General features: G+C 35.8%; 18 protein-coding genes and 1 pseudogene. 4 read left to right on the top strand and 15 right to left on the bottom strand.

The window, feature by feature from the left end; translation table 11 throughout:
• Nucleotides 1-101: 101 nt before the first annotated feature.
• The 4 genes from cotE to ACFFIX_RS08155 all read right to left on the bottom strand — a co-directional run bounded on the left by cotE (nucleotide 102) and on the right by ACFFIX_RS08155 (nucleotide 5,219).
• Nucleotides 102-644, bottom strand: a complete 543-nt coding sequence (cotE, locus tag ACFFIX_RS08170; RefSeq protein ID WP_378932359.1) for an outer spore coat protein CotE — start codon at nucleotides 642-644, stop codon at nucleotides 102-104.
• A 209-nt stretch (nucleotides 645-853) separates the two neighbouring features.
• The gene (locus tag ACFFIX_RS08165; RefSeq protein WP_378932357.1) at nucleotides 854-1,282 is read right to left on the bottom strand and encodes a YlbF/YmcA family competence regulator; all 429 of its coding nucleotides are present in this window, start codon (nucleotides 1,280-1,282) and stop codon (nucleotides 854-856) included.
• Nucleotide 1,283: 1 nt separating this feature from the next.
• Entirely contained in the window at nucleotides 1,284-2,813 is a 1,530-nt protein-coding gene (gene miaB / locus ACFFIX_RS08160) for a tRNA (N6-isopentenyl adenosine(37)-C2)-methylthiotransferase MiaB (protein WP_378932355.1), read from the bottom strand.
• 231 nt (nucleotides 2,814-3,044) lie between these two features.
• Entirely contained in the window at nucleotides 3,045-5,219 is a 2,175-nt protein-coding gene (locus ACFFIX_RS08155) for a DNA topoisomerase III (RefSeq protein WP_378932353.1), read from the bottom strand.
• 371 nt (nucleotides 5,220-5,590) lie between these two features.
• Here ACFFIX_RS08155 and ACFFIX_RS08150 point away from each other — a divergent pair, with 371 nt between their 5' ends.
• Nucleotides 5,591-6,106, top strand: coding sequence for an undecaprenyl-diphosphatase (locus ACFFIX_RS08150; protein WP_378932352.1), 516 nt, complete (start codon nucleotides 5,591-5,593; stop codon nucleotides 6,104-6,106).
• Between the two features lie 82 nt (nucleotides 6,107-6,188).
• Nucleotides 6,189-6,917, top strand: coding sequence for an endonuclease/exonuclease/phosphatase family protein (locus ACFFIX_RS08145; RefSeq protein WP_378932350.1), 729 nt, complete (start codon nucleotides 6,189-6,191; stop codon nucleotides 6,915-6,917).
• 120 nt (nucleotides 6,918-7,037) lie between these two features.
• Here the strand turns inward: ACFFIX_RS08145 and ACFFIX_RS08140 are convergent, their stop codons facing one another.
• From ACFFIX_RS08140 to ACFFIX_RS08130, 3 genes are all read right to left on the bottom strand, one after another.
• Nucleotides 7,038-8,147 carry an MGDG synthase family glycosyltransferase gene (locus tag ACFFIX_RS08140; protein WP_378932348.1) on the bottom strand — a complete coding sequence of 370 codons (1,110 nt, stop codon included), beginning with the start codon at nucleotides 8,145-8,147 and terminating at the stop codon, nucleotides 7,038-7,040.
• A gap of 147 nt (nucleotides 8,148-8,294) precedes the next feature.
• Nucleotides 8,295-8,531, bottom strand: a complete 237-nt coding sequence (locus tag ACFFIX_RS08135; RefSeq protein WP_378932346.1) for a hypothetical protein — start codon at nucleotides 8,529-8,531, stop codon at nucleotides 8,295-8,297.
• A gap of 174 nt (nucleotides 8,532-8,705) precedes the next feature.
• The gene (locus ACFFIX_RS08130) at nucleotides 8,706-10,175 is read right to left on the bottom strand and encodes an alkaline phosphatase family protein (RefSeq protein WP_378932344.1); all 1,470 of its coding nucleotides are present in this window, start codon (nucleotides 10,173-10,175) and stop codon (nucleotides 8,706-8,708) included.
• Between the two features lie 234 nt (nucleotides 10,176-10,409).
• Here ACFFIX_RS08130 and ACFFIX_RS08125 point away from each other — a divergent pair, with 234 nt between their 5' ends.
• The gene (locus tag ACFFIX_RS08125) at nucleotides 10,410-10,916 is read left to right on the top strand and encodes a DUF3189 family protein (protein ID WP_378932343.1); all 507 of its coding nucleotides are present in this window, start codon (nucleotides 10,410-10,412) and stop codon (nucleotides 10,914-10,916) included.
• A 403-nt stretch (nucleotides 10,917-11,319) separates the two neighbouring features.
• Here ACFFIX_RS08125 and ACFFIX_RS08120 read toward each other — a convergent pair whose 3' ends face one another.
• The 4 genes from ACFFIX_RS08120 to ACFFIX_RS08105 form a co-directional block, all read right to left on the bottom strand.
• Nucleotides 11,320-11,604 (bottom strand): hypothetical protein, encoded by a 285-nt coding sequence (locus ACFFIX_RS08120; protein ID WP_378932342.1) that lies wholly within the window; start codon nucleotides 11,602-11,604, stop codon nucleotides 11,320-11,322.
• Nucleotides 11,605-11,837: 233 nt separating this feature from the next.
• Nucleotides 11,838-12,563 carry a YwaF family protein gene (locus tag ACFFIX_RS08115; RefSeq protein ID WP_378932340.1) on the bottom strand — a complete coding sequence of 242 codons (726 nt, stop codon included), beginning with the start codon at nucleotides 12,561-12,563 and terminating at the stop codon, nucleotides 11,838-11,840.
• Nucleotides 12,564-13,468: 905 nt separating this feature from the next.
• Nucleotides 13,469-16,885 (bottom strand): methionine synthase, encoded by a 3,417-nt coding sequence (gene metH, locus ACFFIX_RS08110; protein ID WP_378932338.1) that lies wholly within the window; start codon nucleotides 16,883-16,885, stop codon nucleotides 13,469-13,471.
• Nucleotides 16,878-18,713, bottom strand: a complete 1,836-nt coding sequence (locus ACFFIX_RS08105; protein WP_378932337.1) for a bifunctional homocysteine S-methyltransferase/methylenetetrahydrofolate reductase — start codon at nucleotides 18,711-18,713, stop codon at nucleotides 16,878-16,880. The genes metH and ACFFIX_RS08105 overlap by 8 nt, the downstream gene beginning before the upstream one ends.
• 552 nt (nucleotides 18,714-19,265) lie before the next feature.
• On the opposite strand from ACFFIX_RS08105, the gene ACFFIX_RS08100 reads away from it, so the two are divergent.
• Nucleotides 19,266-20,255 carry a spermine/spermidine synthase domain-containing protein gene (locus ACFFIX_RS08100; protein WP_378932335.1) on the top strand — a complete coding sequence of 330 codons (990 nt, stop codon included), beginning with the start codon at nucleotides 19,266-19,268 and terminating at the stop codon, nucleotides 20,253-20,255.
• A 320-nt stretch (nucleotides 20,256-20,575) separates the two neighbouring features.
• On the opposite strand, the gene ACFFIX_RS08095 is transcribed toward ACFFIX_RS08100, so the two are convergent.
• The 4 genes and pseudogenes from ACFFIX_RS08095 to mtnK form a co-directional block, all read right to left on the bottom strand.
• Nucleotides 20,576-21,499, bottom strand: coding sequence for a spermine/spermidine synthase domain-containing protein (locus ACFFIX_RS08095; protein ID WP_378932333.1), 924 nt, complete (start codon nucleotides 21,497-21,499; stop codon nucleotides 20,576-20,578).
• A gap of 111 nt (nucleotides 21,500-21,610) precedes the next feature.
• On the bottom strand, nucleotides 21,611-22,825 hold the full coding sequence (gene metK, locus ACFFIX_RS08090; RefSeq protein WP_378932331.1) for a methionine adenosyltransferase: 1,215 nt from the start codon (nucleotides 22,823-22,825) through the stop codon (nucleotides 21,611-21,613).
• Nucleotides 22,826-23,125: 300 nt separating this feature from the next.
• On the bottom strand, nucleotides 23,126-24,172 hold the full coding sequence (mtnA, locus tag ACFFIX_RS08085) for an S-methyl-5-thioribose-1-phosphate isomerase (RefSeq protein WP_378932441.1): 1,047 nt from the start codon (nucleotides 24,170-24,172) through the stop codon (nucleotides 23,126-23,128).
• 24 nt (nucleotides 24,173-24,196) lie between these two features.
• A pseudogene (mtnK, locus tag ACFFIX_RS08080) lies at nucleotides 24,197-25,411 on the bottom strand (S-methyl-5-thioribose kinase); the annotation flags it as partial.
• Nucleotides 25,412-25,482 lie beyond the last annotated feature (71 nt).

The following is a 25,482-nucleotide window of genomic DNA, read 5'->3' as shown; positions in this document are numbered from 1 at the left end:
ATTTTGGTACGTGAGGATCAGGCCAAACGAAGCTAACGCAGAAATCTGAAGCTTATCTTTTTCCAAAAAAATAGGCAGGAAGATTTCTCTCCCAGCCACGATCACTCCTCTACATCCCCAACTAAAAACTCAGGATTTAAATCTTCAAATTCATCATCTAAATCATCTTCCCAATCTTCGTCATCATCACAGCCGTGTGGATTTACGTGAACACAAACTTTCGTTTCACCAATTACTTCTGCTAGATGCTCTCTTTCAGCTTGAACGATAATTTTGTTTCCATTTGGTGAGATCGTAACTTCTAAACAATTTGGCTGTTGTAAAGCTACGCAAATGACTTCGTGCTCATCATCTAAGAAATTTTTGTCTTTGTATTTTAATTTGATGACGTCGACATATGAAACACGTTCTGTTACGACTTCTGTTTTTGTGTTGTCGTTGTAAGAATACCAAACGTTAATGTCGTAAGTACCTTCCACTTCTACTGTTTTACCAACCTTATGAGCGTCATATTTATGGTTTATTATCCAGCCGCCCAAAATGCTAGTTGGTCTCTGCGATGGTGAAATCGTATGTGTACATTGCGTAAATTTGCGGCCTTTCGCAACAACTGCTTTTGTAATAATTTCTCTGTATTCAGACATTCGAGCATACCCTCCTCTGGTCTTGTCACTTAATCCTATGCTGGGCTAGTTACGATTGTTCCAATAATTTTTAGGAAATAATGACATGTTACACCAATTCATGAATCCGTATAGTTCATTCTATGCTCTCTCCTTAGAATATGTGCCTATAAAACAAAAAAAGTAACTGCATTTGCCTATGCAGTTACTTTTTTAAAAACTATTTATTTTTAAGAACAGCTACTACCTGAAGAATTACTTAGTTTGGATCCTGTTTCTCCTTGCAGGAGGTCACCACCAGTTGATGTGATGATTTCATTTGTTACTTTGTTTGAAACTGTGTTTGAGATTAATTGAAGCAATTCATTTACTTCAAGTTGAGAATCCTTGAATTCTTGGATAATTGGTAGTTCATCAAGATCATCTTGAATTTTATTAATTTTATCTTCTACTTGTTTAAGTGCTTCGTGTTTACCATAATGTTGGAAATTAACAGCTTGTTTTTGTAAGCTTTTAATACTCGCAATCATTTCACGAACCTTTTGATTTTCATTAAGTTGTGCTTCTGCACGCTTAAAGAAATCAACTTCTTTTGAATCTGCAACCATCTGTGCTAATTCACGAGCTTTTAATACGATATCGTCTTTTGTATATGCCATCTTATTTCACCCCAACCGCTTCTTCTATGATTTCTCCATTTAGTGACCATGTGTTGGCTTTTGACACTTTCACCTTCACAAGTTTACCAACTGATGATTTAGGACCTTTAAAGTTAACAAGCTTACTTTTTGAAGTATACCCTGCCAAAATCTCTGGATTATTCTTACTCTCACCCTCGACAAGTACTTCAACAATTTGGCCTTCGTATTCTTTCATTTTCTTAACAGCAATCTCTTTTACCAAATCGTTTAAACGTTGTAATCGTTGTTTTTTCACTTCTAAAGGTACGTTGTCTTGCATTTTTGCTGCTGGTGTACCTTCACGTGGAGAATAAATGAATGTATATGCACTATCAAATTCAATTTCGCGATACAATGAAAGTGTTTCTTCGAATTGCTCTTCCGTTTCGTTCGGAAAACCAACAATAATATCTGTTGTTAATGAGGCTGTTGGAATAGCTTCTTTAATTTTGTTTACCAATTCCACATAGTGCTCACGGCTATATTTTCGAGCCATTATTTTAAGAATTTCAGAGCTTCCTGATTGGACAGGTAAGTGAATGTGATCGAGTAGATTGCCGCCTTTAGCAAGGACTTCAATTAAACGCTCATCAAAATCTCGAGGATGACTCGTCATGAAACGAACTCTAGGAATATCAATTTTATAGATTTCATCCATTAAATCGCCTAAACCATATGAGATATCTTCAAAATCTTTTCCATATGCATTTACATTTTGACCAAGTAGCGTAATCTCTTTATACCCCTCGGCAGCTAAGTGACGTACTTCCTGAATAATTTCTTCCGGTCTGCGGCTCCGCTCTTTCCCACGTGTATAGGGAACGATGCAGTATGTGCAAAATTTATCACAGCCGTACATGATGTTAACCCATGCTTTAATTTTACCATTTCTCACTCTAGGAAGGTTCTCAATTACATCGCCTTCTTTAGACCAAACTTCAACAACCATTTCTTTTGAAAGATATGCTTCTTTGAGAATGTGTGGAAGACGGTGAATATTATGCGTTCCAAATATCATGTCGACAAACGAATGCTTTTGCAGAATTCGGTTAACAACAGATTCTTCCTGTGACATGCACCCACATACTCCTAATAAAAGGTCAGGTCTTTCTTTTTTCAATGCTTTTAAGTGACCTAATTCACCAAATACTTTATTTTCAGCATTCTCACGAATTGCGCATGTATTTAGCAGAATGACATCTGCATCTTCAACACCATTTGTTGGCTCATAGCCTAGAGCCATAAAAATACCTGCCATAACTTCAGTATCATGTTCATTCATTTGGCAGCCATACGTTCGTATATAAAACTTTCGGCCTTTACCCATTTCTTTAAATTCTTCAGAAATACCGAAGTCTTTATGATAAGTTACTTCTTCTTTTCCACGCTTCTTTGCATCTTTTAATGAAGGTGGCATATAAACCGCTTGAAAATACTTACTAAAATCCTTTTCAGATTTTTTGTCCGCAGGATTAATCTGTGTGCTTTCAAGACGTTGTTTTTCATTCATATAAAACATTCTCCTTTCAAAACCTTCTTGCTTAGCCTACTGCAACTTTCTAAAAGTTAGAAAAATCTATTATCTAGTCTACTGCATTTTTATATAGTTAACGTAGCTCCATATAAATTTATTTTAATAACATACTAAACGTACAACATATAATTATATCGGTTAAAGTTATTGAATTCAAGAATAAAAGCAGTGGTCTTAGACCTTAAAGAGTTGAAGATACTCTAACACCTATTCTTTTTGAAAAGAAAAGACGATTTTGTTAGTAGCCCATTCTAATCTTGCATCAAATGTTTTTTCTCCTTTTTTAAAGCCTTTAATAATATCTGATTGCTGTCCTTGCAGGATTTTTTTTACATTGGTTTGGGAAACTGTTTTCCCGAGGATTTTTTTCGAAATTGTGAAATCACATTTTGTTTTTGAATAATTAGAGCAACCGTAAAATGAAGACTTATCAATAACTGATCCATCACATTTTTTACATTTCCCGAGCTTTGTAACAGTGCGTTTTGATCTATTTGTAGGGTTTTGTTTTTTAAACTCTTCTAGGTGCTCTTCAGCAAATGTCCATTGATTACTATGCTTTTTCGCATCCTCTATTAATTTTATTGATAACTTCTTTGCTTGATCCATAAACTCATTGGGTGCGGCGTTTCCTTCTCCTATTTCGTGAAGGCGTTGCTCCCATTTAGCTGTCATCTCTGGTGAAACGAGAATGCTTGGACCGATCGAACGGATAAGCAACTGTCCTTTTGTTGTTGCATAAACTAAGTTCTTTTTAACATCAATGTAATTCCGGGTTTTAAGAACACCTATAATTCCGGCACGTGTGGCTTCAGTTCCTAGACCCTCGGTTTTATTTAAAACCTTTATTAATTCAACGTCTTCAATATGCTTGCCGGCTGATTTCATAAGGGTAATAATTTGTCCTTCTGTATATCGCTTTGGTGGCTGAGTTTTCCCTTCATTTACACCGACTTTTTCTACTTTACCTTTTTCTCCTTGAGCTAAAGATGGGAGAATTTGTTCCTCTCCAGAATCATCTTTATTCTTCTTTTCAGAAACAACTTTTTGCCACCCTTGCTGAATTTGTTCTCTTCCTTTTGATAGAAAAGTAGCCCTTCCTTCGACAAGTGTATGAATTGTTGTGTAATCAAAAATCGCTTTTTCATAATGTGCTGTGAGTAAACGTTTGACAATTAAATCATAAATTTTCTGTTCATCTTCAGGTAATTTCGCTGGATTCGTTACTTGTTCAGTTGGAATGATCGCATAATGATCTGTTACCTTCTTTTCATTTACATAGCGTTTATTATTAATAATTGACTGAATTGGAAGCGGGAAAAATGATTTGTACTCTTCTAAACTACTAATCTTCTGAAGTATCTCAGGAAACATCGCCGCTTCTTCCTTTGTCACAAAGCTAGAGTCACTTCTTGGGTACGAGATAATCCCCTTTACGTAAAGCTTTTGAGCCACTTCCAACGTTCTTTGAGGTGATAATTTGTAAAGTTTATTAGCTGTTGCCTGTAATGAAGAGAGATTAAATAAAACAGGAGGGTGAAATTCTTTCCGCTCTTTTTCAATGGATGAAATTTCTGCATCCTTTTTTTCGCAAAATTGCTTAATCTTTTCAGCTAAATTCTCAACTTTTATATGCGTTTCCCCGTCTTTATGCCACTTTCCTTTATATCTTTTGCCATCTATATTAAAGGTTGCAACCACTTCCCAAAAGGGTTCAGATTTGAATTGTTCAATTTCTTTTTCTCGCTTCACTATTAATGCAAGGGTAGGGGTCTGAACACGTCCAGTTGAAAAAACATCTGATATTCCCTTTTTCTGCAGCAACAACGTGTATGCACGTGACGCATTCATTCCTACTAGCCAATCAGCACAAGCTCTACTAAGAGCTTCATAGTATATATTTCTTGTTTTGGACTCATCTAATAGATTCTCAAAACCGTTAATTACTGCTTTCGGTGTTAATGATGAAATCCACAGTCGTTTCATAGGCTTATTATTTTTACATTGTGCAAGTACAATTCGTATTATTGCTTCTCCTTCACGCTCTGCATCGCCCGCAATAATAATTTCAGAAACATCCTGACGATGAATTAATCCTTTAATGATGCTAAATTGCTTCCATCTTGTTTTTGTTACGCGATGTTGAAAAGTAGGTGGGATGATGGGAAGAGTATCGAGTGACCACTTTTTCCATTTCGCATCATATTCTTCTGGTGGGACAAGTTCACATAAATGGCCAATTGCCCATGTTAGGAGAGCACCTTTCGGGAAAAGAGGATGTGGAGGAATTTCAACATAGCCATCTTTTTTCTTGAATGTAAACGGGGATGCTAATTTAAGTCCTTGATCTGGCTTTTCTGCGATGATAAGTACTGTTCCCAATATGGTTCAACCTCCTAATTAGATTTGTTGTGTAGTGAATAAGTTTCTCGGATAGCAATAAAAATTAAAACCTTTTAAATGCCGTTTTTTAGTTAAGTTATAAATGTAGAATAGTTGAGGATTAGGTATAGGGGATACACGGGTTTTAAATACTTTTTTTAATGTTTGAACAATATTTTCTGCATCTTATTTTGCCGCATTTATTATAGAAAAGTCAATGAGAAGTTTATAGACACACTTCTAATAACACATAACCTTCATTGGAATGGATAAATCACATGTTTTAAAGAGGGTAATTGCCATCTATTAATACATGCTTTTTGCTTAGGAGGGAACATTATACATATCTAAATATAAAGGAGACAATTTTTATGGATTACAAAATGTTTAAGTCTATCAATCGGCTTGTGGGTCATTATTCTCTAATTGATATGCTGATGATATTGATTTCAAACAAGGTTCGTTATGTGTTTATTATTGTTTTGGGTTTAATGTGGTTTCGAAATAATTCCAATAAAAAAATAGTTTTAAATGCAGTGAAATCTACGGTATTTACTTTGTTGATTAACACTTTAATTAAATTGTTTTATTTTAAGCCTCGGCCGTTTATGAAACGGCGTGTAGGCATACTTATCCCTTCGAAGTTGGACTCATCATTCCCTAGTAAACACACCTTACTTGTGTTTGCTGTATCTACTTCTATTTTTCTTCGTGAACGTATCCTAGGAACAATCCTATTGGGGATGTCTATGTTGACGGGTTTGTCACGTATTTGGGTAGGGCATCATTATCCTTCTGATATTATTGGAAGTGCCTTTATTGGTAGCTTGACGAGTGTCGTGATTGACAAATTTTCACGTTTATTTAACTCTTTTGTTCGTCTATAAGTAGCATAGATTTATTTGTTCTTGATATATTTAGCAACAATATTTACGTTAATAGACTTAATATAATAGAGGAGAGAATATTTTGGAAATCAAGGTAATGACCTTTAACATTCATCATGGCAGGGGGGTTGATAAACAAGTAGATCTTTACAGAATCGCTGAAGTGATTGAAAAAAGTAAGGCGGATATTATTGGTCTTAATGAGGTTGATAGATATTTTTCTAAGCGAAGTATGTACGAAGATCAAATTAGTTGGCTTGCAAAACAATTGAATCTAGATCACGCTTTCAGTCCGTCTCTTTCTATAAAATCTAAAAATTCAACAACGGTACGACAATATGGAAATGCCCTTTTATCTCGATATCCAATTGTAACAAATAAGAGCCATTTATTTAATTATATTCCCGGATTAATCGAAGGAAGGTCATTGCTGGATGCAACAATTCAAATAAACGAACAGTTATATCAAATCATGGTTACTCATTTAAGTCTTAATCCCCTTCTACATAGGAAGCAAACTGATTTTATCCTAAATCATCTTCATACGTATCCCCATCCTATTATTATCATGGGAGATTGGAATATGAAACCTGGATCAAGAGGATGGGAAAAGTTAACCAATGAGTTACAAGACGCTTGGCATTTTGCAGGAATGGGACTAGGCTACACTTATCCATCGCTTCGTCCAAGAATGAGGTTGGATTACATATTTGTCAGTCCCGAACTACGGGTTGTTGAAGCTGAAGTTATCTTAAAATCAACTAACGCTTCTGATCATTTGCCGTTAAAAACGACAATATCTTGTTGTTAAAAAAAGAATGAATGAACAGAATAAAAGAATTTTGGAAATTCCTGATAAACGATGAAAAAGGACTAACTCACCATTAGTATCAGACCCTCTAATTTAATATAAAGTTACAAACCAAAGCAATTAAAGAAGATGTTTAACAATAAAGTCTGCACTTGCCAACGGATCTATTATTTTTTGAAATTCACTTGTACTTTGATACAAACACTCCTTTTGTGAAGAAAATAGCAAATTTTCGAGTATATCATTGATGTTTTCAATGTCATCAATTTTTCTAGCCAACTGATTATTTACTAAAAAGTCACAATTTTTTTCTTCATGACCTGGTATTGGTTGATAGATAAATAAAGGCAGACCTTTTGCTAATGCTTCATAACAAGTCAAGCCACCCGGCTTTGTTATTAGTAAATCAGCGGCTTCCATCCATTCATCAATTAGATCAATAAACCCTAGTATATGAATATTGGAATGATGAAACCTTGCATCTTTTAAAAAAGAACTCCTTAGTGATTCATTGTTCCCGGTACATATGATAACCTGAATTTTTTCTTTCCATTTTAAAAGCGCATGGGAAAGCTGTTTAATTCCACCTAACCCTAATCCTCCTCCCATAATCATTAGGGTAGGAAGTTCTTTTAAATTTAATTTTTTTCGCATTTCCTGTTTGTTTTTTCGAACCCAAAAATTTGATCTAATAGGCATGCCGGTAATAGCAATCCGATTCTTTGGAATTCCCATATCTATTAATTGTTTAAATACATACTTATTTGATACCATGTAAATATCTACCTCAGAATGAGCCCATGCTCCATGAACATGAAAATCTGTTACCAACGTGCAAAGAGTAAAAGTATAACCCATTTTCTTTAAGCGAGATGCAGTTGAGCTGGTAAATGGGTGTGTACAGACGATAACGTGAGGGTTTTTATTATTAAGAAGAAGTTCAACTTGCCGGTGAAACAGCTGGTGAATAACGTACTTCTTCCAATTGGAAAGAGGCATGTTATGCTTATAGAGATAGATTTTTCTCCATAATAAAGGAGAATTAACGATCATATTTAGATAGGAATTAACGATAAGCTTAGTCGTAAAAGGATGAAGTTCCTGTCCTACTTCGAAGATTTGTGTATGAACAGAAGGTGCAAGATGAGAAATTCCTTGCATCAGCGCTTCTCCTGCTTTTGTATGACCGTTACCAATGGCTTCCGATAGTATTATGACTTTTTTTTCCACGGATTACACCCTTATTTTTTCTTTTTAATGGATTAAAATATAATTAAGAATAAGGACATTAAACTAATAACTTTGGATTATAGACTTTATAATAATAAGAATAGGGACTACCCCTTTCTAGAGATAGCCCCTACGGAAAAAGAATGTCTATTGATTATTATTGTTCTTATTCACCATATTAGGCGTTACTTCTTCAGCAAATTCATTAGCAAAATTCACCTGATTTTGTAATGGTCTTCTCGTATTATTTCGAAGGTTATTGTATCCTTCTTGGATTTTTTGTGCCCATTTTGTATTACGGCTTCCCATCACTCCAAGTGTCGTTAAACCAAGTAATGACCATAATATCCTGCTTCCGTTATTAGTTCTTCTATTTCCAAACATGTTAAATAAGCGTTGATTTTTTCTTCCTCTGATTAAATTGTTCAATTTGATTACCGCCCTATTTCTTATTTTTTGGAGACAATCATAGTTTGTTTAACTTTACAGAAAATAGTGCTGGTAATTTCTAATACTTTTGTTTTACATAATGTTTGAAAGTATAGGTCAACTTTTTTCTTAAATTAAAGATAGAATCCAGTCTTTTAATTCTAAAATACGTAAATTTTTTGGTTTTGTATTTGTTCCGGTTACAATCATTGAAACAAGTGAATCTTGTTCATGCAATCCTCCGTGGCTAGCACCCCCAACATGAGTAGGAGATCCTTCGCCTATAAACTCATATCCTGGTTTGGCACTAACAACCAGATAATCCCCCTCATGTGAAAAAAACGTCGTATAAAGTCTTGCCAGAGCATCTGGATAAGCCCTATAATTGACTGTATTTTCATTTATTGAAAGATCTAATAGTTCTAGTTCCCCTTCTATAGACCAAGATTGTCCATATTCATCAATAAAATTTCCTTCAGGGTGAAATTTAAGCTGTCCATCTTGAATGCCGGAAGTTACGATAATGGAATTTCCCTTTTTCCAAGCAATCACATCGATCCTTTCATCTTTTTGCAAAATACTTGCAAGTTCTTCTAGAGGTACAGTCTTAGAATCCAGTGTATAAATAAAGGACATTCTTTCATTCACACAAAGAATCACTTGATCTGAAGAGGTAATACCATCCTTTAATTTTGGAATTTGATAGGAGTGTAACAGTTTTCTCAGATCAATCAATGCTAAGTTACGATCATTATCAATCCATGCTTGGCCGTTATCACCCAAAATAATCCATATATTATTCGTTAATGCGTCTTCCCATGTACGATACGTGTTAAGGATTTTTTGCAGTTGCTTGTCCACTTTTTCAATCCCTTTAGTATCCATTCTCCCTTTTTTATGTATGCGTTGATCCAAATCAGGAAAGTAAGCAATTGTGAGTGCAGGAAGCATATCCCGTTCGATGAGATAGTTCAATTCATTTGCAGCAAATTTGTTATTAAACCCATACTTCTGCCAAAAAAAGGAGTTCCCTTTTGATGGATTTAATTTTGCCATAGCTCCATAGGAAAACACATATGGAGCGTACGCAAATATTTTCCTTCTCATTCCTGTAACCAATGAAAAAAGAACAGGAAATGTTAATTGTACAGATTGGTTTCCCCTGTATAATAAAGTATTAATTGATGCAGTTTGAATATCTTGATCCATAAGGATTTCATGAATTGTCTTATGTTTTTTACTTAAATGGTTATGATTTAAATTATAAAAAATATCTTCCATGGATTGTCTTAATCCTAATTTTATAAGTTCTCTAGCATGACTTCCGTAATTAATAATTCGATTTTCTTTTTTGTTAAACCAAACTAAACCCGGAACTTTATGTTGATCACTGTAAACGCCGGTTAATAATGTACTATCGACATTGACTGACATAGTTGGAAATGGACTTACGACATTTGGAATGTTATAACCATTTTCGATAAAAAATTGAAGTGCAGGAGCTTTTCCGTTCTTTACCGCTTCCTGTAAAGTTGGATTCATTAATGTATCAATGAACAGCATAATAATATGTTTCTTTTCTGACCGTTTTATCGTCATAGGTACCCCTCCTCTCACTAAACACATTCCTTCGTATATTAAAGATCTCAGGAAATACCTGATACATATTATTTATTCATATCCAAAGAAAAGCTTCTTCAAACTTATAATAAAAATTAGAGAAATCCCTTTTTGGTTGTTGTACCAGCCTAGCCGCTTCAATTGGGAGCTTTTGGGATGAAATCTTGAATAAATGGTGATAATAAATAGATAAAAATAACAAAGGATGATACCGTGATTTATATATATAATGATTATGGCGGGACACATACCACTGCACTGGCAGCAGCGTATCATTTAAAAAATTTGCCTACTGATCGAGAGCTTACCAAAGAAGAAATATTAAATGTTAACTTTTTCAATAAATTGACTACTTCTGATATGGGAAAGATCATTTTTCAAGGGATAGATGAAGATGGTAATTCTGTTTATACAATTGGTAGAAAATCCTCCAAACTCGTTGTACCAGCTTTAAAAAACCTAAGCTTATTATTGCAAGATACATATAAAGGTCATGAAAAAATAGTTTTTTCTAACACATCACCAACTGTTCCATTTGCTATGACAATTGGAGGTTTTCTTTCTAGAGGGTTAAAAATCGATTTCATCGGTGTGCCATTATTAGTTTTAGGTGCCAAACAATGCTGTAATGACATTATTCGATTGGTTGAGTACACGAAACAAATAGCAAAATCGCCAAATGAAAAGGTGATTGTATTAGAGAATAAAGGATTTAAATGAAAATGGTAAATGTGGCGCCTACATAATACGAAGGGTAAGTTTTAGTGGGCACTAGATAAGATGACTCTAGCCCGAAACGAAGTCATCTCCTAAGTGCCCTAGCTCTTTTTTAAACTGTCAATTTATAGTGTCGTTTTTATCAGATTCCGAAGGTGTTTAAATGCAACCTATTGAACGATGTCGAATACAAAGGGAAGCGAATTTAAAGTATAGAACCAATTCACGATCTAGAGCAAATTCGAGCGAAAATCATAAGTTAAGATCTGGCTTAGGCAAAATCTCGACACTCTTGAGCACAGTTTAAACAAATTTGACTAAAAAGCCTGCTAATGACAATTCAATCTCATCTTTCAGAATAGAACAAATCTATTGAATAAAGTAGGGCAATTTGAATGTTTAATTTTTAAAACATTTCATTAATTTCCCAAGATTCGACTGTTAAATAGGCGGTATGCGGATCCATGCCTTTACCTATTAAATAGGTAATCGCAGCAACTTCTTGTAATGCATGCTCATATGAAGTAGCTTTCGCCTCTTTTAGGCCATATTTAACAAAAGGGTCAATCATATTTAATATTTGTGGTTTCAAATGAGGGTATAATGGTTGTTTGATTAGTTGCCCTGCCCACATTTCAGACTGTGGGTATTGTGGAAATTGACTGACTCGTTGCTGTTGATCATAAGACATGTGGTAAGGGTATAAATAATTCATTTTTACTCCCGCTTTCCTGTAATTGATTACATTCAGTACTATACTATGTTCCACGAATGTCCTAGGGACTAGACATTTGCCTACATATCCAAATCGAACATGAAGAAAAACCATTTAGTCTAAACTCAATACAAATAATAGAACGATAAAAGAACACCTGCTGTCTCAAAACCTTAATTTTCTAGGTGAGCCGGAAAGAGTACCGTAGCTTACTTTCTTTCCATTTTCCTTTTTAGCCAAAACGGACTGTACAGAAGGTAAAAGCTCAAAATCATCATTATCTCTAGAGAGATAAGATACCACGGCCATGGCCCGAGGAAATCTAAAAGAGAAGCGTTTCCGGGCTTTTTCATGATGTAGAGGTAGTTTGCCCTCAACCACTTATTAAGGAGAAATACGCAAACTGCATAAAGGTTGACAATGAGAACGCTCACCCACATGGAACGAATCGTCGGCCGATATTTGCAGGCGAACACCATAAACAAACAGGCAAGCACCACGCCTCCATGCGAAATAAAAAACTCAATATATCGAAAATGAGGAAACGAAAACCGACCAAGATCAGGTGTCATGACGGCTTGAATGGAACTGCCTAAACCGGCAAAATACATAAATTGAAAAAGTCTGTAGCTACCCGTTAGTAGCATTACTATTGCAATAATGACAGCAAGATCACTAAGATGAAGTGGCAAAGCCGTTTTAAGCGACCAAGCATTCTGACTTACTAGCCATAAATGATAACTAGCATCAAAAGCCAATAAGAGAAATGCTAGAGAGAATCGAACAAAACTTTTTTTCTCCTGCTTCTGAATCTCCTCTCTAAAGACAAAAAGAAGAATACCGAGAACTAAAATGATTGAGATCGTCATTAGGTGCTCCCCTGAAAAAAGACGAAACGGATCTAGTTTTGAGTCAAATTGAAAAAATGTTTGCATCTTGAACCCCAATTTCTTAGCTGATTTTATAAACGAGTATTTCTAGATTGAGATAAATTCCGATAAAGTCTATACCGAGTTCTTTGTAAGGCAATATTTAAAAAAGAACGTTATCTATCTTTTATTACATAATTAATTTTTATTTTAATTTTGTTAGCTCAAAGAGGAGCAGGAGCTAAATTATTTTTTAATAATGTTTCTGCAAAAAAAGTGATTTATTTTTTTAGTATTAAGTAAAATGGAAAGATTTATGTAACAAAATATATTCCCTACTGGTGTGTTAAACATAAAATAGGAAAAGAATCACAATCTCCCTATCCTTTTGACTTTAAATGAGATATATTCTAAATATTTCATCAGGTAAAAAAACAAATCACTTAACCTTTATAATGACTTGCTCAACATTTATAATCCAATTTAATGAATATATAATCTAATCGAACGTCAATAAATAAACATATCAATTTTGGACTAAGAGGTTGGAATAATGGCAATACAATCAGCAACAAATTTTTCTGAGTTTTACAAAAAACATTGAATCGTAATGAACAATTTCTACAGGCAACGGATTGAAAATACAATATTCACTTGGCGCGGGTGGATAGGAATTTTACTTATCGTTATTCAAGTACCCCTTTTATTCAATATTTTAAATAAAGTCTCCCGAAAGCCGTTTAAGAATAAGTATAAAAAAGAGCGAACGTTCATAAAGTCCTTTTTCCCTACAGCTGTTTCTCCTCTAAGCAACCATATTTCAGTAAAAATCACATAGCAATTAGCATAAAACTGTACTGCCAGTGTTGGTTTTGTTGGTTGGTTTTGTTTAATCCATTTATATCCCTGCATTTTTTTAGTACGAATAATTCGGTTAATAATTACCCGAAAAAGAACCAAAACATAAAGTTTTAGTTCATCACATTAAAATATCTTGCTTCAGGGTGAGACACAACTATTGCGGAGACAGATGCTTCCGGCTCCATCATGAATCCATCTGTTAAATGAATTCCTATAGATTCCGGTTTAATAAGGTTGAACAATCGTTCTTGATCCTCCAAGTTTGGACATGCCGGATAACCGAATGAATAGCGCTGTCCTTGGTATTTTGCAGAAAAACGCTGCTCCATCGTAAAATTAGCTGGATCTGGGAATCCCCAGCGATCGCGGATTAATTGATGCGTTCTTTCTGCAATTCCTTCTGCCAATTCAAGTGCTAACGCTTGGACAGCATGACTTTTTAAATAATCCCCTTGCGCTTTATATTCCTGTGCAATTTTACGCACATGTTTTCCGGCTGTAACGGCAAAGAATGCAACATAATCAACCGTTCCTTTAGGTCGGGCATAGTCTGATAAACATCGATAAGGAAAAGTACTTTGTCTAGGAAATTCAAACGTTTCAAGGATAGTACTTTGATTTTCAGGATCTAAAATATGAAGTTTTTCATCCTCGCTGTACGCAGGGAAAAATTGATAAACCGCAGATGGTTGAAACCATTTTTTCTTTGTTCCTTCTATTACGAGGGAATCAATGATTTCTTTAAGTTCAACTGCTTTCTCATTTTTTTCAGCAAGCATTTTTTTTATTTTCCCTTTTAATCCTAGATGGTGACCTAGTAGCATTTGTAAATTCACATAAGGGAAGATTTGAGCAATATCAATATTTTTTAAATAGTGCTTTTTACAATCCTCAGGTTTGAAAATAGGGGCTTCAGTTATAGTTGCCCGTTTTTTAAGTAATTGATCGGCTTCTTGGGTAGTTTGTATTCTTGGCAAAGCTTCCGTACCTTTTCGTTCTTCTTTAACAAATTGAGCAGGATCTGTTGTTAACCTATTGGCAAGGGAGAGACCGTCCATGGCATCCTTTGCATATAATACTGTTCCTTTATAGTTAGGTGAGATTTTCATTTCTGTAAATTTTCTGGATAGAGCGGCACCACCGACCATGATAGGTGTTAAGATTCCAGCATTTTGTAAGTCTTGAGCGGTAATGACCATCTGCTGTGCAGACTTTACAAGTAATCCTGATAATCCGACTATATCCGGCTTTTCTTTTCGAATGGCAGTGATTAGATCTTGCGGTGTTACTTTGATACCCAAGTCCACAGTTCTATACCCATTGTTACTTAGGATAATGTCGACAAGGTTCTTTCCAATATCATGGACATCACCTTTTACTGTAGCCAGAATGACTTTTCCTTTGCCGCCGTCATCTTTTTTCTCCATGTACTGTTCTAAAAAGGATACAGAAGCTTTCATTACTTCAGCACTTTGCAGCACTTCTGCAACAATTAATTTATTGTCGTTAAAGAGTTTTCCTACTTCTTCCATCCCTGTCATTAATGGTCCATTAATGATTGAAAGAGGATCAGGGTATTTTACCAAAGCTTTTTCAAGGTCAGGCAATAAACCTTCTTTTGTACCTTCAATAATATATTGAGCCAATCGTTCCTCTAATGGTAAGGATTGAACAGGTTTTTTATTTTCTTTTTTCTTCCCGCGGTAAAACTCGACAAACTTTGCAAGTGTTTGATCATTTGTCTGGAACAAAAGCTCTTCAGCAAGCTTTACTTCATTCAGCGGAATGGATGCAAATCGTTCGAGCTTTTCTGTATTGACAATGGCATAATCCAGCCCTGCTTGTGTGCAGTGATATAAGTAAACAGCATTTAGTATTTCACGGCCAACTGGTGGAAGACCGAATGAAACGTTGCTGATTCCTAATATAGTTAAGCATTCAGGAAGATGTTTTTTTATTAATTGAATTCCTTTAACTGTTTCATTAGCTGACCCAATATATTGCTTATCCCCAGTTCCAACAAGGAAGACGAGTGGATCGAAAATTAGGTCACTGCCTTTTATTCCATATTTATTGACTAAGAGATCATATGAGCGTTTGGCTACTTCCAGTTTCTTCTCAGCGGTTAAAGCCATTCCGATTTCATCAATGGTTCCGACCACGATGGCAGCCCCATATTTTTTAATTAAGGGAACAACCGCTTCAAACCTTTCTTCGCCGTCTTCCAGGTTAATCGAATTAATAATCGCTTTTCCTTGTGAGTACTTTAGAGCAATTTCTATGACATTTTCATCGGTTGAATCAATAACAAGGGGAGCCTTCACTTTTTTCGTAATTTCCTGAATAAAAAGTTCCGTATCTTCCATTTCATCCCGATCAGGATCTGCTAAACAAATATCAATGACATGTGCTCCATTTTTAACTTGAGCACGCGCAACTTCAGATGCCTCTTCAAACTTTTGATCTGCGATAAGACGTTTGAATTTCCGTGAACCGATGACATTTGTTCGTTCTCCAACAAACAATGGCCTCATGCTGTCATCATAGATTAAGGATTCAATGCTCGACACCATGTGTGGCAGCTGTTTTTCTTCTAAGGAGCGAGGTGCTACATCTTTAACCGCATCTGCCAGTGCTTTTATATGAGCAGGTGTCGTACCGCAACATCCCCCCACAATATTAAGCCAGCCCTGTTCAGCGAATCCTTTAATTTTTTGAGCAAGAGAATGAGGGGTTTCATGGTAATTTCCTTCTTCATCTGGAAGACCAGCATTTGGATAGCAGCTCACAGCACTGTTGGTTAAACCTGATAGTGTACGAATGTGGTCAGTCATAAATTCTGGTCCGGTGGCACAGTTAAGTCCAACAGAAATCGGGTTCATATGTTGCAAGGATATATAAAATGCTTCAATATCCTGTCCTGCAAGTGTTGTCCCCATTGGTTCAATTGTTCCTGACACCATGAGCGGAACCTTTTGGCCAAGCGTTTCAAAAGCTTGAGAGATTCCAAGGAATCCTGCTTTTATATTGAGCATATCCTGGCTTGTTTCTAGTAATAAAAGATCAACCCCACCAAGCATTAGACCTCTTGCTTGTTCTTCATAATTTTGAATGAGTTCCTCAAACTTAATCCCGCCAGTGACAGATAATGTCTTTGTGGTAGGACCCATAGATCCTGCTACATAACGCGGCCATTGTGAAGTGGAATATTTTTCGGCTGCTTTTTTTGCTAATTTGGCTGATTCTATATTGATCTTGAGAGCTAAATGTCCTAGTTCATATTCATCCAAGACAACTCTTGTTGCCCCGAACGTGTTGGTTTCGATAATATCGGCGCCAACTTCCAAATAAGCTTCATGAATGTGTGCGATTGTATGAGGAGAAATAAGGCTTAAATATTCATTGCAGCCTTCATATTTCTCTTCGCCAAAATCATCCGCTGATAAATTAGCATCCTGAATCATCGTCCCCATTGCGCCATCGATAACAAGTATTTTTTTTTTAAGCTGTTCTTGCATGTTATTCATGTGTGACATTCCTTTCTTTTTGCTGAATATAGGTGGATAATTCAACCGTTAATTCATACTGTAGAAAAGGTGTGATTAAGTAGATCCCATTAAATAAATCATAAGCAGTATCAATCAGACTTTTCGCGATGGCTAACCCTTCTTTGCGTGCCTGCTCTTTATTCTCACCCGCTTTTAACATAGCCTCCCTGATCGAGTCTGAAATTTTGATGCCAGGGATTTCGTTATGAATAAATTCAGCGTTACGGCTGCTCGTTAGCGGCATGATGCCGATGTATAAAGGTGCCTCCAAATTTTTTGTTTCCTCATAAACCTTATAAATTTGTTCTTCTGAATAAATAGGCTGCGTCATAAAGTAGTCTGCTCCGCAGGTTATTTTTTTCTCAAGCCTTTTCACCGCTTTATCTAAGTGCTTTACATTTGGGTTAAAAGCTGCAGCAACTGAAAAATTAGTCTTTTCTCCAAGAGACTTACCGGAATAAGAAAGTCCTTCGTTAAATTGCTTAATCAAACTGATTAAATCATAGGAAGACAAATCATAGACTGAAGTGGCTCCTGGAAAATCACCAATTTTTGAAGGGTCCCCAGTAACAGCCAAAACATCTGTTAATCCTAGCGTATGCAAGCCCATTAAATGAGATTGCAGGCCAATTAAATTTCGATCTCGGCACGTAATATGAATTAAGCTTCTCAAATCTACCTGATCTTTCACTAATGATCCGCACGCAATATTACTGATACGCGGGGTGGCAAGTGAATTATCTGCAAGTGTTAATGCATCAATTCCAGTATTTTTTAACGCTTTTGCACCTTGTAAGAATTTTTTAATGCCTAATTTTTTAGGGGGATCAAGTTCTACAATAATAGAGTGTTTTTTTTTTACGATTGACTGAAGCGGTTCGTACTTTCTTCCCTCCCGATCCAAGACGGAAATAACTTCCCGTTCTTCTTTCACTTGTTTTTCCGTAATAGGAGGAAGTTGAGAAATAGCTTTAGAAATGGCTTCAATGTGTTTAGGTGTTGTGCCGCAGCATCCCCCGATCAATCTGACCCCCTGCTTTCGGAACTCCAGTGCACTTTGGGTAAAATAAGACTCATCTGTTTCATAAGTTATCTGCCCTTCATCTAGGCCAGGAAAACTCCCGTTAGGATAGGCAGAAAGATACGCGTTATCAAGTAAAGGTACTTTTTCTAAGGACTGAATCATGTGATGAGGGCCAAGTCTGCAGTTAATTCCAACAACATCTGCCCCCAAATCGGCTAGATGCTGAAGTCCTTTTTCAAGAGACGTTCCGTCTTGTAGCACACCTGTTTCATGTAAAGACATATTAGCGATAATAGGGGTGTCTGTTTCTTTTCTAGCAATCTTTAATACATTTGTTATTTCTTCAAAGTCGTAGTAGGTCTCTAAAAGGAGGCCATCTACATTGGCATTTAAAATTAGATAAAGCTGTTCTCTAAAATTTCGTTTTAAATCTTCAATTGAATAGGCACTCTTTTTGAAGGATCTTATTCCTCCAATAGTTCCGAAAACAAAGTTTTTATCTATAGCAACTTGTTTTGCTAAGTGAACAGCGGTCTCATTCAACCTTTTAATGTCATCTTCTAAACCATAGCGGGAAAGCTTTAAGTAATTCGCGCCATACGTATTCGTTTGAATAACATCTGCACCGGCCTTGATATACGCTTCGTGGATACTTTTTATTTGCTCCGGTTTTGATAGGTTTAATTCCTCAAAACAACGGTCAATTCCGTGTGAATATAACAAAGTTCCCATCGCTCCGTCAGCTATTAAAATACGAGATTGAATTTCTTCCAGAAAATTCAACGATAGTCCTCCTGATCTATAGATTTATACTTCCTCTATAAAAATAAAACGAGCATGTAATGGTTTTTATTTCAATAGCTAAAATAGTAGCATCACTATTTTGTAGCGTTTTGTACAAATGCTTTTCAAGAATTCATTGTTTTTAATACTGTCAAATTTAACACCCTATACATGAGCAGGTACATGCCCACCTAATGTTTTGTACTCCAACGATGAATCTCCTTAATAGAATATGTTTATAACCCTTTATTGGATATACGCCATTTAACTCAATATTAAAAAATCCATTATTTACTATCGTGATATGTAACAATAAGTGGCATTTGTCTATTAATAATAGATGTCTATTTTTTATAAAGGTTTCCATAAAAAGACATCACTAAATAGTCATCTTTACTAAAAAAACCATTTAGCATAACAATAAATTTAAAGGTAGTTTTATTAAATTAATGTTTAAATGGGTATTCGTACAAACTTCCCTTAGGAAAGCTAAATAGAATATCAAAACATGATACTTGCATTATTTTTTTAAAATTGATTGGGGGAATGGATATGTATGACTCAAAACTCTGGCTAACAGAACGTGTAACAAGAAATCAACAAAGTAATAAACATGACAAACAAAAACAAGAAGAAAAATCGAATCCAACTAATAAAGAAAAAAAATTTCAAGGGGATGAGTGGGATAGAATTAGCCTAAAAGAGATGTTGGCATGTAAAAACAAAAAGTTATATCAGGGTCAAAGTAGGTATCAAAATATCCAAGTTTTAGAAGCTAATGACATTCGTATGTATTTAAATGAACAATTACAATTTAGTTCATTAGATGAGCGAATTTATCATGAGGCATTTGTTCACGTACCTATGGCACTTACTAAAACTCATAATCGCATCCTAATATTAGGGGGCGGTGACGGGCTTGCTTTAAGAGAAGTATTAAAGTATTCTGATGTTTTGCATGTAGACCTTGTAGATATTGACTCCAAAGTCTTAGATATTGCGCGTAATGTACCTGAAATTGTGGAACTTAATGAAAAAGCTTTTTTCGATAAACGTGTTCAAGTCCATGCAAAAGATGCTCGTGATTTTCTAAAAACGAATAATAAGACATATGATATCATGATTATTGATTTTCCAGATCCTGCAGATGCTATTTTAGCAAGCCTGTATTCGGTAGAAATGTTCCAAATGTTGTCCAAATATCTAACAAAAGACGGTATGATTGTCTGCCAAGCAAATTCTCCTGAAGATACACCGACTGTATTTTGGAGCATTGGGTTAACAATTGAAAAAGCCGGTTTTTACACAGAAGGCTATCATACGATCGTACCTTCTTTCGGTGATTGGGGTTTCCAATTAGCATCCAAAAAATCTTTCTCCGCTCAAATAAAAAAAATAGCTGTTCCTCATCGAACTCTTCCTAAAAACTTATCCAGCTTATTTCATTTCCAAAGTGATGTTTTATCCTATAAACGATGGGCTATTGAAAATAAATTAGGAAATCTACAATTGCATAAAATCTATAAAAAGGAAATTGTATAACCGTACTAGAGTCTATATAAATTATAAAAAGATAAAGCTACCATGTTAATAATTTGGTAGCTTTTTTAATTTCACACAAGCTCAATACACATACAATGAATTGATCTACAAGGAGGTTTTAAGATGAATCAATATCGATACCCTATAACCAAAATTATCGGTATGAAATACAAATTCAACCAAGCTTGATGGTTATGTGGTGGGACCCCTTTCTAACTATTCAATGGACTGGGATAGAAAGGTTACTTCTATTGGACTATGATTACCTCTCAAAAACTGGCCACATTACTTTCTGAAACAGAAAACTATAATTATTCAACTCAAAAAGCTTTTTTTATAATATTAAGCAACACCGTGTTGCTGTCTGTTTGGACTTTGCCTGTATTATTGGCCATCGCAAAATAAAATGGCAGATGGAACATGTCTTTTAATCGTTTAGATGACAGGTACCGTGCTGGAACTAACATCCGTAAGTCGTTTGCTTTAACAAGGGAAGTTGTAGCCAAACAAAATCCCCAATCCTCTCCTTCTTCCGAGACGAAATTGTGGTATGGTAGTACATAGAAACCAGCTTTTTTGAGAGTTGCTTGGATACTCCATAGGTACCCAGGTGTCGAGTCTGAATTGGAACAAGCTACACTGATTGCGCCCCCTGGTTCTAAACGTCCTTTCATGAGGCTGTAGAACTCCCTGCTGAAGAGACGGGAGAGCTCAGGACATTTGTCGTTTGGCTCGGGAAGGTCAATAATAATAACATCCCATTTTGCCGGGGTTTTCTCTAAAAACTTTCTACCGTCTTCAATTATGGTCTGAACTTTAGGATGATTCAATGAGCCTTTATTAAATCGAACCAAAGGCTTTAATTTTTTACCGAAATCCACCATCACTTCGTCAATGTCGAGGGTAGTAATTTTCTCCACATCGGAATAAAGAAGGGCCTCGCGAGTCGTTATTCCACCTCCACCGCCAATGATCAGTACACTCTTCCGCTTGTTTGCGGCAACCATTGGGATGTGTACCATTGCTTCTGCATATATATCCTCATCAGCTGTTGTGCTAAACATGACGTAACCATTGCTATAAATCAATAGATTACCATTATGATTGACGAGAGCGATCCGCTGGGTGGAAGTTTTAAATTTTCGTAAAATCCGATAATCCCCTTCAGGTTCTTCATCCATACTGATATAATCCTTGATAGAATCGTCACCAGAGTTTCTCCAATCCCCAAACTGTTGACTCATACATATCTCTCCTTGTTTCTAGATTTTATTACTATTCCAAGCAAATGGTGAAAGTTCGAAAAACCGCAACTATCATGATCCGAAGTAGCTTTTGTTCTAAGTCCCTTTTCCTCATGCCTCTTTGGTTATTTTCTCAGCCTCCTTTTTTAACATTTCTGCCTTATCCGTGTTTTCCCAGGGCAATTTGATATCCGTTCTTCCAAAGTGTCCATAGCAAGCAGTTTGAAAATAAATTGGTTGCCTTAAATTTAACATTTGAATAATACCTGCAGGGCGAAGGTCAAAGGATTTACGTATTAGTTCAACGATCTTTCTCTCTCCTATTTTTCCAGTACCAAATGTTTCAACAGCTATTGAAACAGGGGTAGCTACTCCGATCGAGTAAGCCAGTTGAACTTCGCATTTTTCTGCTATCCCTGCTGCAACAATATTTTTTGCTACATAACGTGCAGCATATGCTGCCGAGCGATCAACCTTAGTTGGGTCTTTTCCTGAGAAAGCACCGCCTCCATGACGTGAATAACCACCATACGTATCAACAATAATTTTACGTCCAGTTAAGCCTGCGTCTCCTTTTGGCCCACCTATAACGAAACGACCAGTTGGATTAATAAAATATTTTGTGTGATGATCAATTAATTCAGGTGGCAACACGTAAGCAATTACATGTTCATGCAAATCTTTTTTTATCTGATCTAATTCTACTTCTGGATTATGTTGTGCAGAAATAACGATTGTGTCAATGCGATCTGGCTTTGAATCTTGGTATTCGACAGTAACCTGAACTTTACCATCAGGACGTAAATAACGAAGCATCCCATTTTTTCGCACTTCTGCTAAACGTCTAGCCAGTTTATTTGACAGTGAGATTGGCAATGGCATTAAATCCTGTGTTTCATTACAAGCAAATCCAAACATCATTCCTTGGTCTCCGGCACCAATTGCTTCAATTTCATCCTCATTCATTAACCCTTCACGGGCTTCAAGAGCATGATTAACTCCCATAGCAATATCAGGAGATTGCTTATTCAGCGCTATTAAAATCTTACATGTATCTGCATCAAAACCATATTCAGTGTTTGTATACCCGATATTTCGGATTGTATCTCTTACTATTTTTAAGAAATCTACTTTGCAGTACGTTGTAATCTCTCCAGATAAAACAACTAAGTCTGAACTAACTGAGCTTTCACAAGCAACGCGAGCATTTGGGTCTTTTTCAAAAATGGCATCTAATACAGCATCAGAAAGTTGATCACACAATTTATCGGGATGACCCTCAGTAACCGATTCTGATGTAAAAAGGTGACGTTGTTTCTTATACATTTCTTCTCATCTCCCAAGCTAACAATATTTAAAGCTATCTATATCAAAGTTTTGGATAAGAATAACTCTATCTTTGATCTGAGGCTTCTCTAGCATGCGACGTATTAAAAATATGATACGGCAACTAGATGAGAATGGTTTGTACAGTTCACCATTTTAAAATAAATTAAATATAGAACCTATATACAATGTTTTATTCACTGGTACTTGCGTCTATATATTTAATAAATGGTATTAAAAAATGGTCTACTGTATCTACCAGTAAACCACCTACTTAAAAGAACTTTTCAAAATTAACTGTTATTTTAATTTTTGAAGTTTACACGCATACTGACCTGCTATTTCAGGATATACAATACCTTTTTCCGTCACAAATGCTGTCACAAGTGAATACGGCGTAATATCAAATGCAGGGTTATACACTTTAATTCCTTGCGGTGCAATCCGTTTTCCTAATCCAACAGTAATTTCATCTTCAGAACGTTCTTCTATCGGAATGTCTTTTCCGGTTAGTGTACTTATATCAATAGATGATAGTGGAGCTGCTACATAAAAAGGTAGTCCATGCTCTTTTGCTAAGATAGCTAAAGTATAGGTTCCAATTTTATTAGCAACATCCCCATTTGCAGCAACACGGTCTGTTCCAACTATAACAGCCTGTACTGAATGATTCGCCATTACCACCGCTGCCATATTATCACAAATAAGTGTGACATCAATGCCTGCCCTCTGCAATTCCCAAGTAGTAAGACGTGCACCCTGCAGAACAGGACGAGTTTCATTTGCAAATATCTTTAGATTCCACCCTCGTTCTTTAGCAATATAAAAAGGAGCTGTTGCAGTTCCATACAAGGCAGTAGCCAAACTCCCAGCATTACAGTGTGTGAGAATACCCATATTGTCTTGAAATAAGCTAAGTGCATGTTCACCAATCTTTCGACAGATTTCTTCATCTTCTTCTTGAATTTTCAAAGCTTCTTCAAGAAGAATTTTTTTAATTAATTCTATATTCATTCCTTGTTTCTGTCCCTGATAAGCTTTCTCTTTTAAACGTTTTAATGCCCAGGACAAGTTAACAGCTGTCGGCCGTGCTGTTGCTAAATATTCCGATTTGTTTTCTAAATCTACAATGAAAGCATTTACACTTTCTTCTTGGCTATATTGAACTCCCAAATAGAGGCCATAGGCAGCCGCCATCCCAATAGCAGGTGCACCACGTACTTTAAGAAATCGAATCGCGTTCCAAACTTCTTCTATATTAGACAGTGTCAGAAACACTGTTTCTTCCGGAAGAAGGGTTTGATCCAGTAGTAATAGTTGATCTTTTTCCCACTGAATAGATTGAATAAACTTACTAGTCTTATCTACCTCCCGACTGTTAACTTTTCTTACTAAAGTAGTAAGATCATTTATCCTCAGTACTTTTTCTCGTTTCAACACCAATTGTTGTCCAATTGCGAGGGCTAATTTTTCTCCTGTTGCTCTTAATATAGGATCGTCTATGCTTTCTAAATCGGGGACATGGGCTAAGCCGATCACTCGGCGCATCATTTTACAACCCGCATATCCTAAGGAATCTTGAAGCAAACGTAGTAAATAATCATCTTTATACCCTTGTAGGGAAGTAGAAGGATCACTAGCTTTTTCCTGCCACAAAGTCCTAAATTCTTTTTCAAAGACTGTCCAAATTTTTTCTACAGTATTTAGCAGATAATCTTGGTATTGTAGCCGTTCTATTCGATCTAGAGTATGTCCCACGTGTGAGCAATAATTGAGTAATAGATTAGCAAACAAAGCTCCAATGTCAAAACCCATTGGTCCATAAAAAGCAAACTCTGGATCAATCACTTTCGTTTCCTGATTTGTGACCATTATGCTGCTTGTATGAAGATCTCCATGGATGAGTGCCTGAGCATGAGTAATGAATCTTTCCTTTAACTTAATAATCTCAAGTTTAAGCTCATCATGACCCCAAATCCCTCTTATTACTTCTTCTAGCATTGGGTTAAAATTATTCGTTTTTGCATCGTAATATGGATCAGTAAACACGAGATCTTCTGTAATTTTACACAATTCAGGATTAATAAATTGGACTACTTTCTGTTTTTTATCTTGAGGATCTAATGCTAAGTCTGAAGTTAAAAACAATGTTCGAGCAAGAAAAGCACCAATGTGTTTTGCAAAATTAGGATAACGTTTTCGTGAAATAAGTCCTTTTCGCATAATGATATGTGTCGATAAATCCTCCATAACAGTTAATGCTAATTCTTTATCATAATGATAAACTTTCGGAACTGAGCCAGGACAAATTGTATTTTGTATTATTAATGCCTCACTCTCAATACGGGCCCTGTCCAATGTTAACGGCCAAGACTCCCCAACCACCCGAGCATAAGGAAGTGCTTGTTTTAAAATTACGCTTTTACCTGACGAGCCTTGTTCTACTATATGGAATACTAGATTTAGATTCCCATCCCCTATTTCCCTGCAAATTAGTTGAGCATTTTCCGAAAATAAACCTGGAATCTTTCTTACATATTGAATTGTTTCTAACTCTTTAAGGACACGATAATTTGAATTTAACATTTATCTCCTCTTCCCTTTTTTAGATTCTTTTCCAGAGTAAAAACAACTAGATGGTGGCAATAAAAGATGGA

The sequence above is a fragment of the Metabacillus herbersteinensis genome (genome assembly GCF_042433335.1).
Lineage (GTDB): Bacteria > Bacillota > Bacilli > Bacillales > Bacillaceae > Metabacillus > Metabacillus herbersteinensis.
Note: the sequence above shows the minus strand (reverse complement) of the source record. Positions and strands in the feature narration are given on the sequence as shown.

Coding starts and splice junctions, on each gene's coding strand:
- cotE (WP_378932359.1), bottom strand. CDS start 644: ATGTCTGAATACAGAGAAATTATTACAAAAGCAGTTGTTGCGAAAGGC.
- ACFFIX_RS08165 (WP_378932357.1), bottom strand. CDS start 1,282: ATGGCATATACAAAAGACGATATCGTATTAAAAGCTCGTGAATTAGCA.
- miaB (WP_378932355.1), bottom strand. CDS start 2,813: ATGAATGAAAAACAACGTCTTGAAAGCACACAGATTAATCCTGCGGAC.
- ACFFIX_RS08150 (WP_378932352.1), top strand. CDS start 5,591: ATGGATTACAAAATGTTTAAGTCTATCAATCGGCTTGTGGGTCATTAT.
- ACFFIX_RS08135 (WP_378932346.1), bottom strand. CDS start 8,531: ATGTTTGGAAATAGAAGAACTAATAACGGAAGCAGGATATTATGGTCA.
- ACFFIX_RS08130 (WP_378932344.1), bottom strand. CDS start 10,175: ATGACGATAAAACGGTCAGAAAAGAAACATATTATTATGCTGTTCATT.
- ACFFIX_RS08120 (WP_378932342.1), bottom strand. CDS start 11,604: ATGTCTTATGATCAACAGCAACGAGTCAGTCAATTTCCACAATACCCA.
- ACFFIX_RS08115 (WP_378932340.1), bottom strand. CDS start 12,563: ATGCAAACATTTTTTCAATTTGACTCAAAACTAGATCCGTTTCGTCTT.
- metH (WP_378932338.1), bottom strand. CDS start 16,885: ATGAATAACATGCAAGAACAGCTTAAAAAAAAAATACTTGTTATCGAT.
- ACFFIX_RS08100 (WP_378932335.1), top strand. CDS start 19,266: ATGTATGACTCAAAACTCTGGCTAACAGAACGTGTAACAAGAAATCAA.
- ACFFIX_RS08095 (WP_378932333.1), bottom strand. CDS start 21,499: ATGAGTCAACAGTTTGGGGATTGGAGAAACTCTGGTGACGATTCTATC.
- metK (WP_378932331.1), bottom strand. CDS start 22,825: ATGTATAAGAAACAACGTCACCTTTTTACATCAGAATCGGTTACTGAG.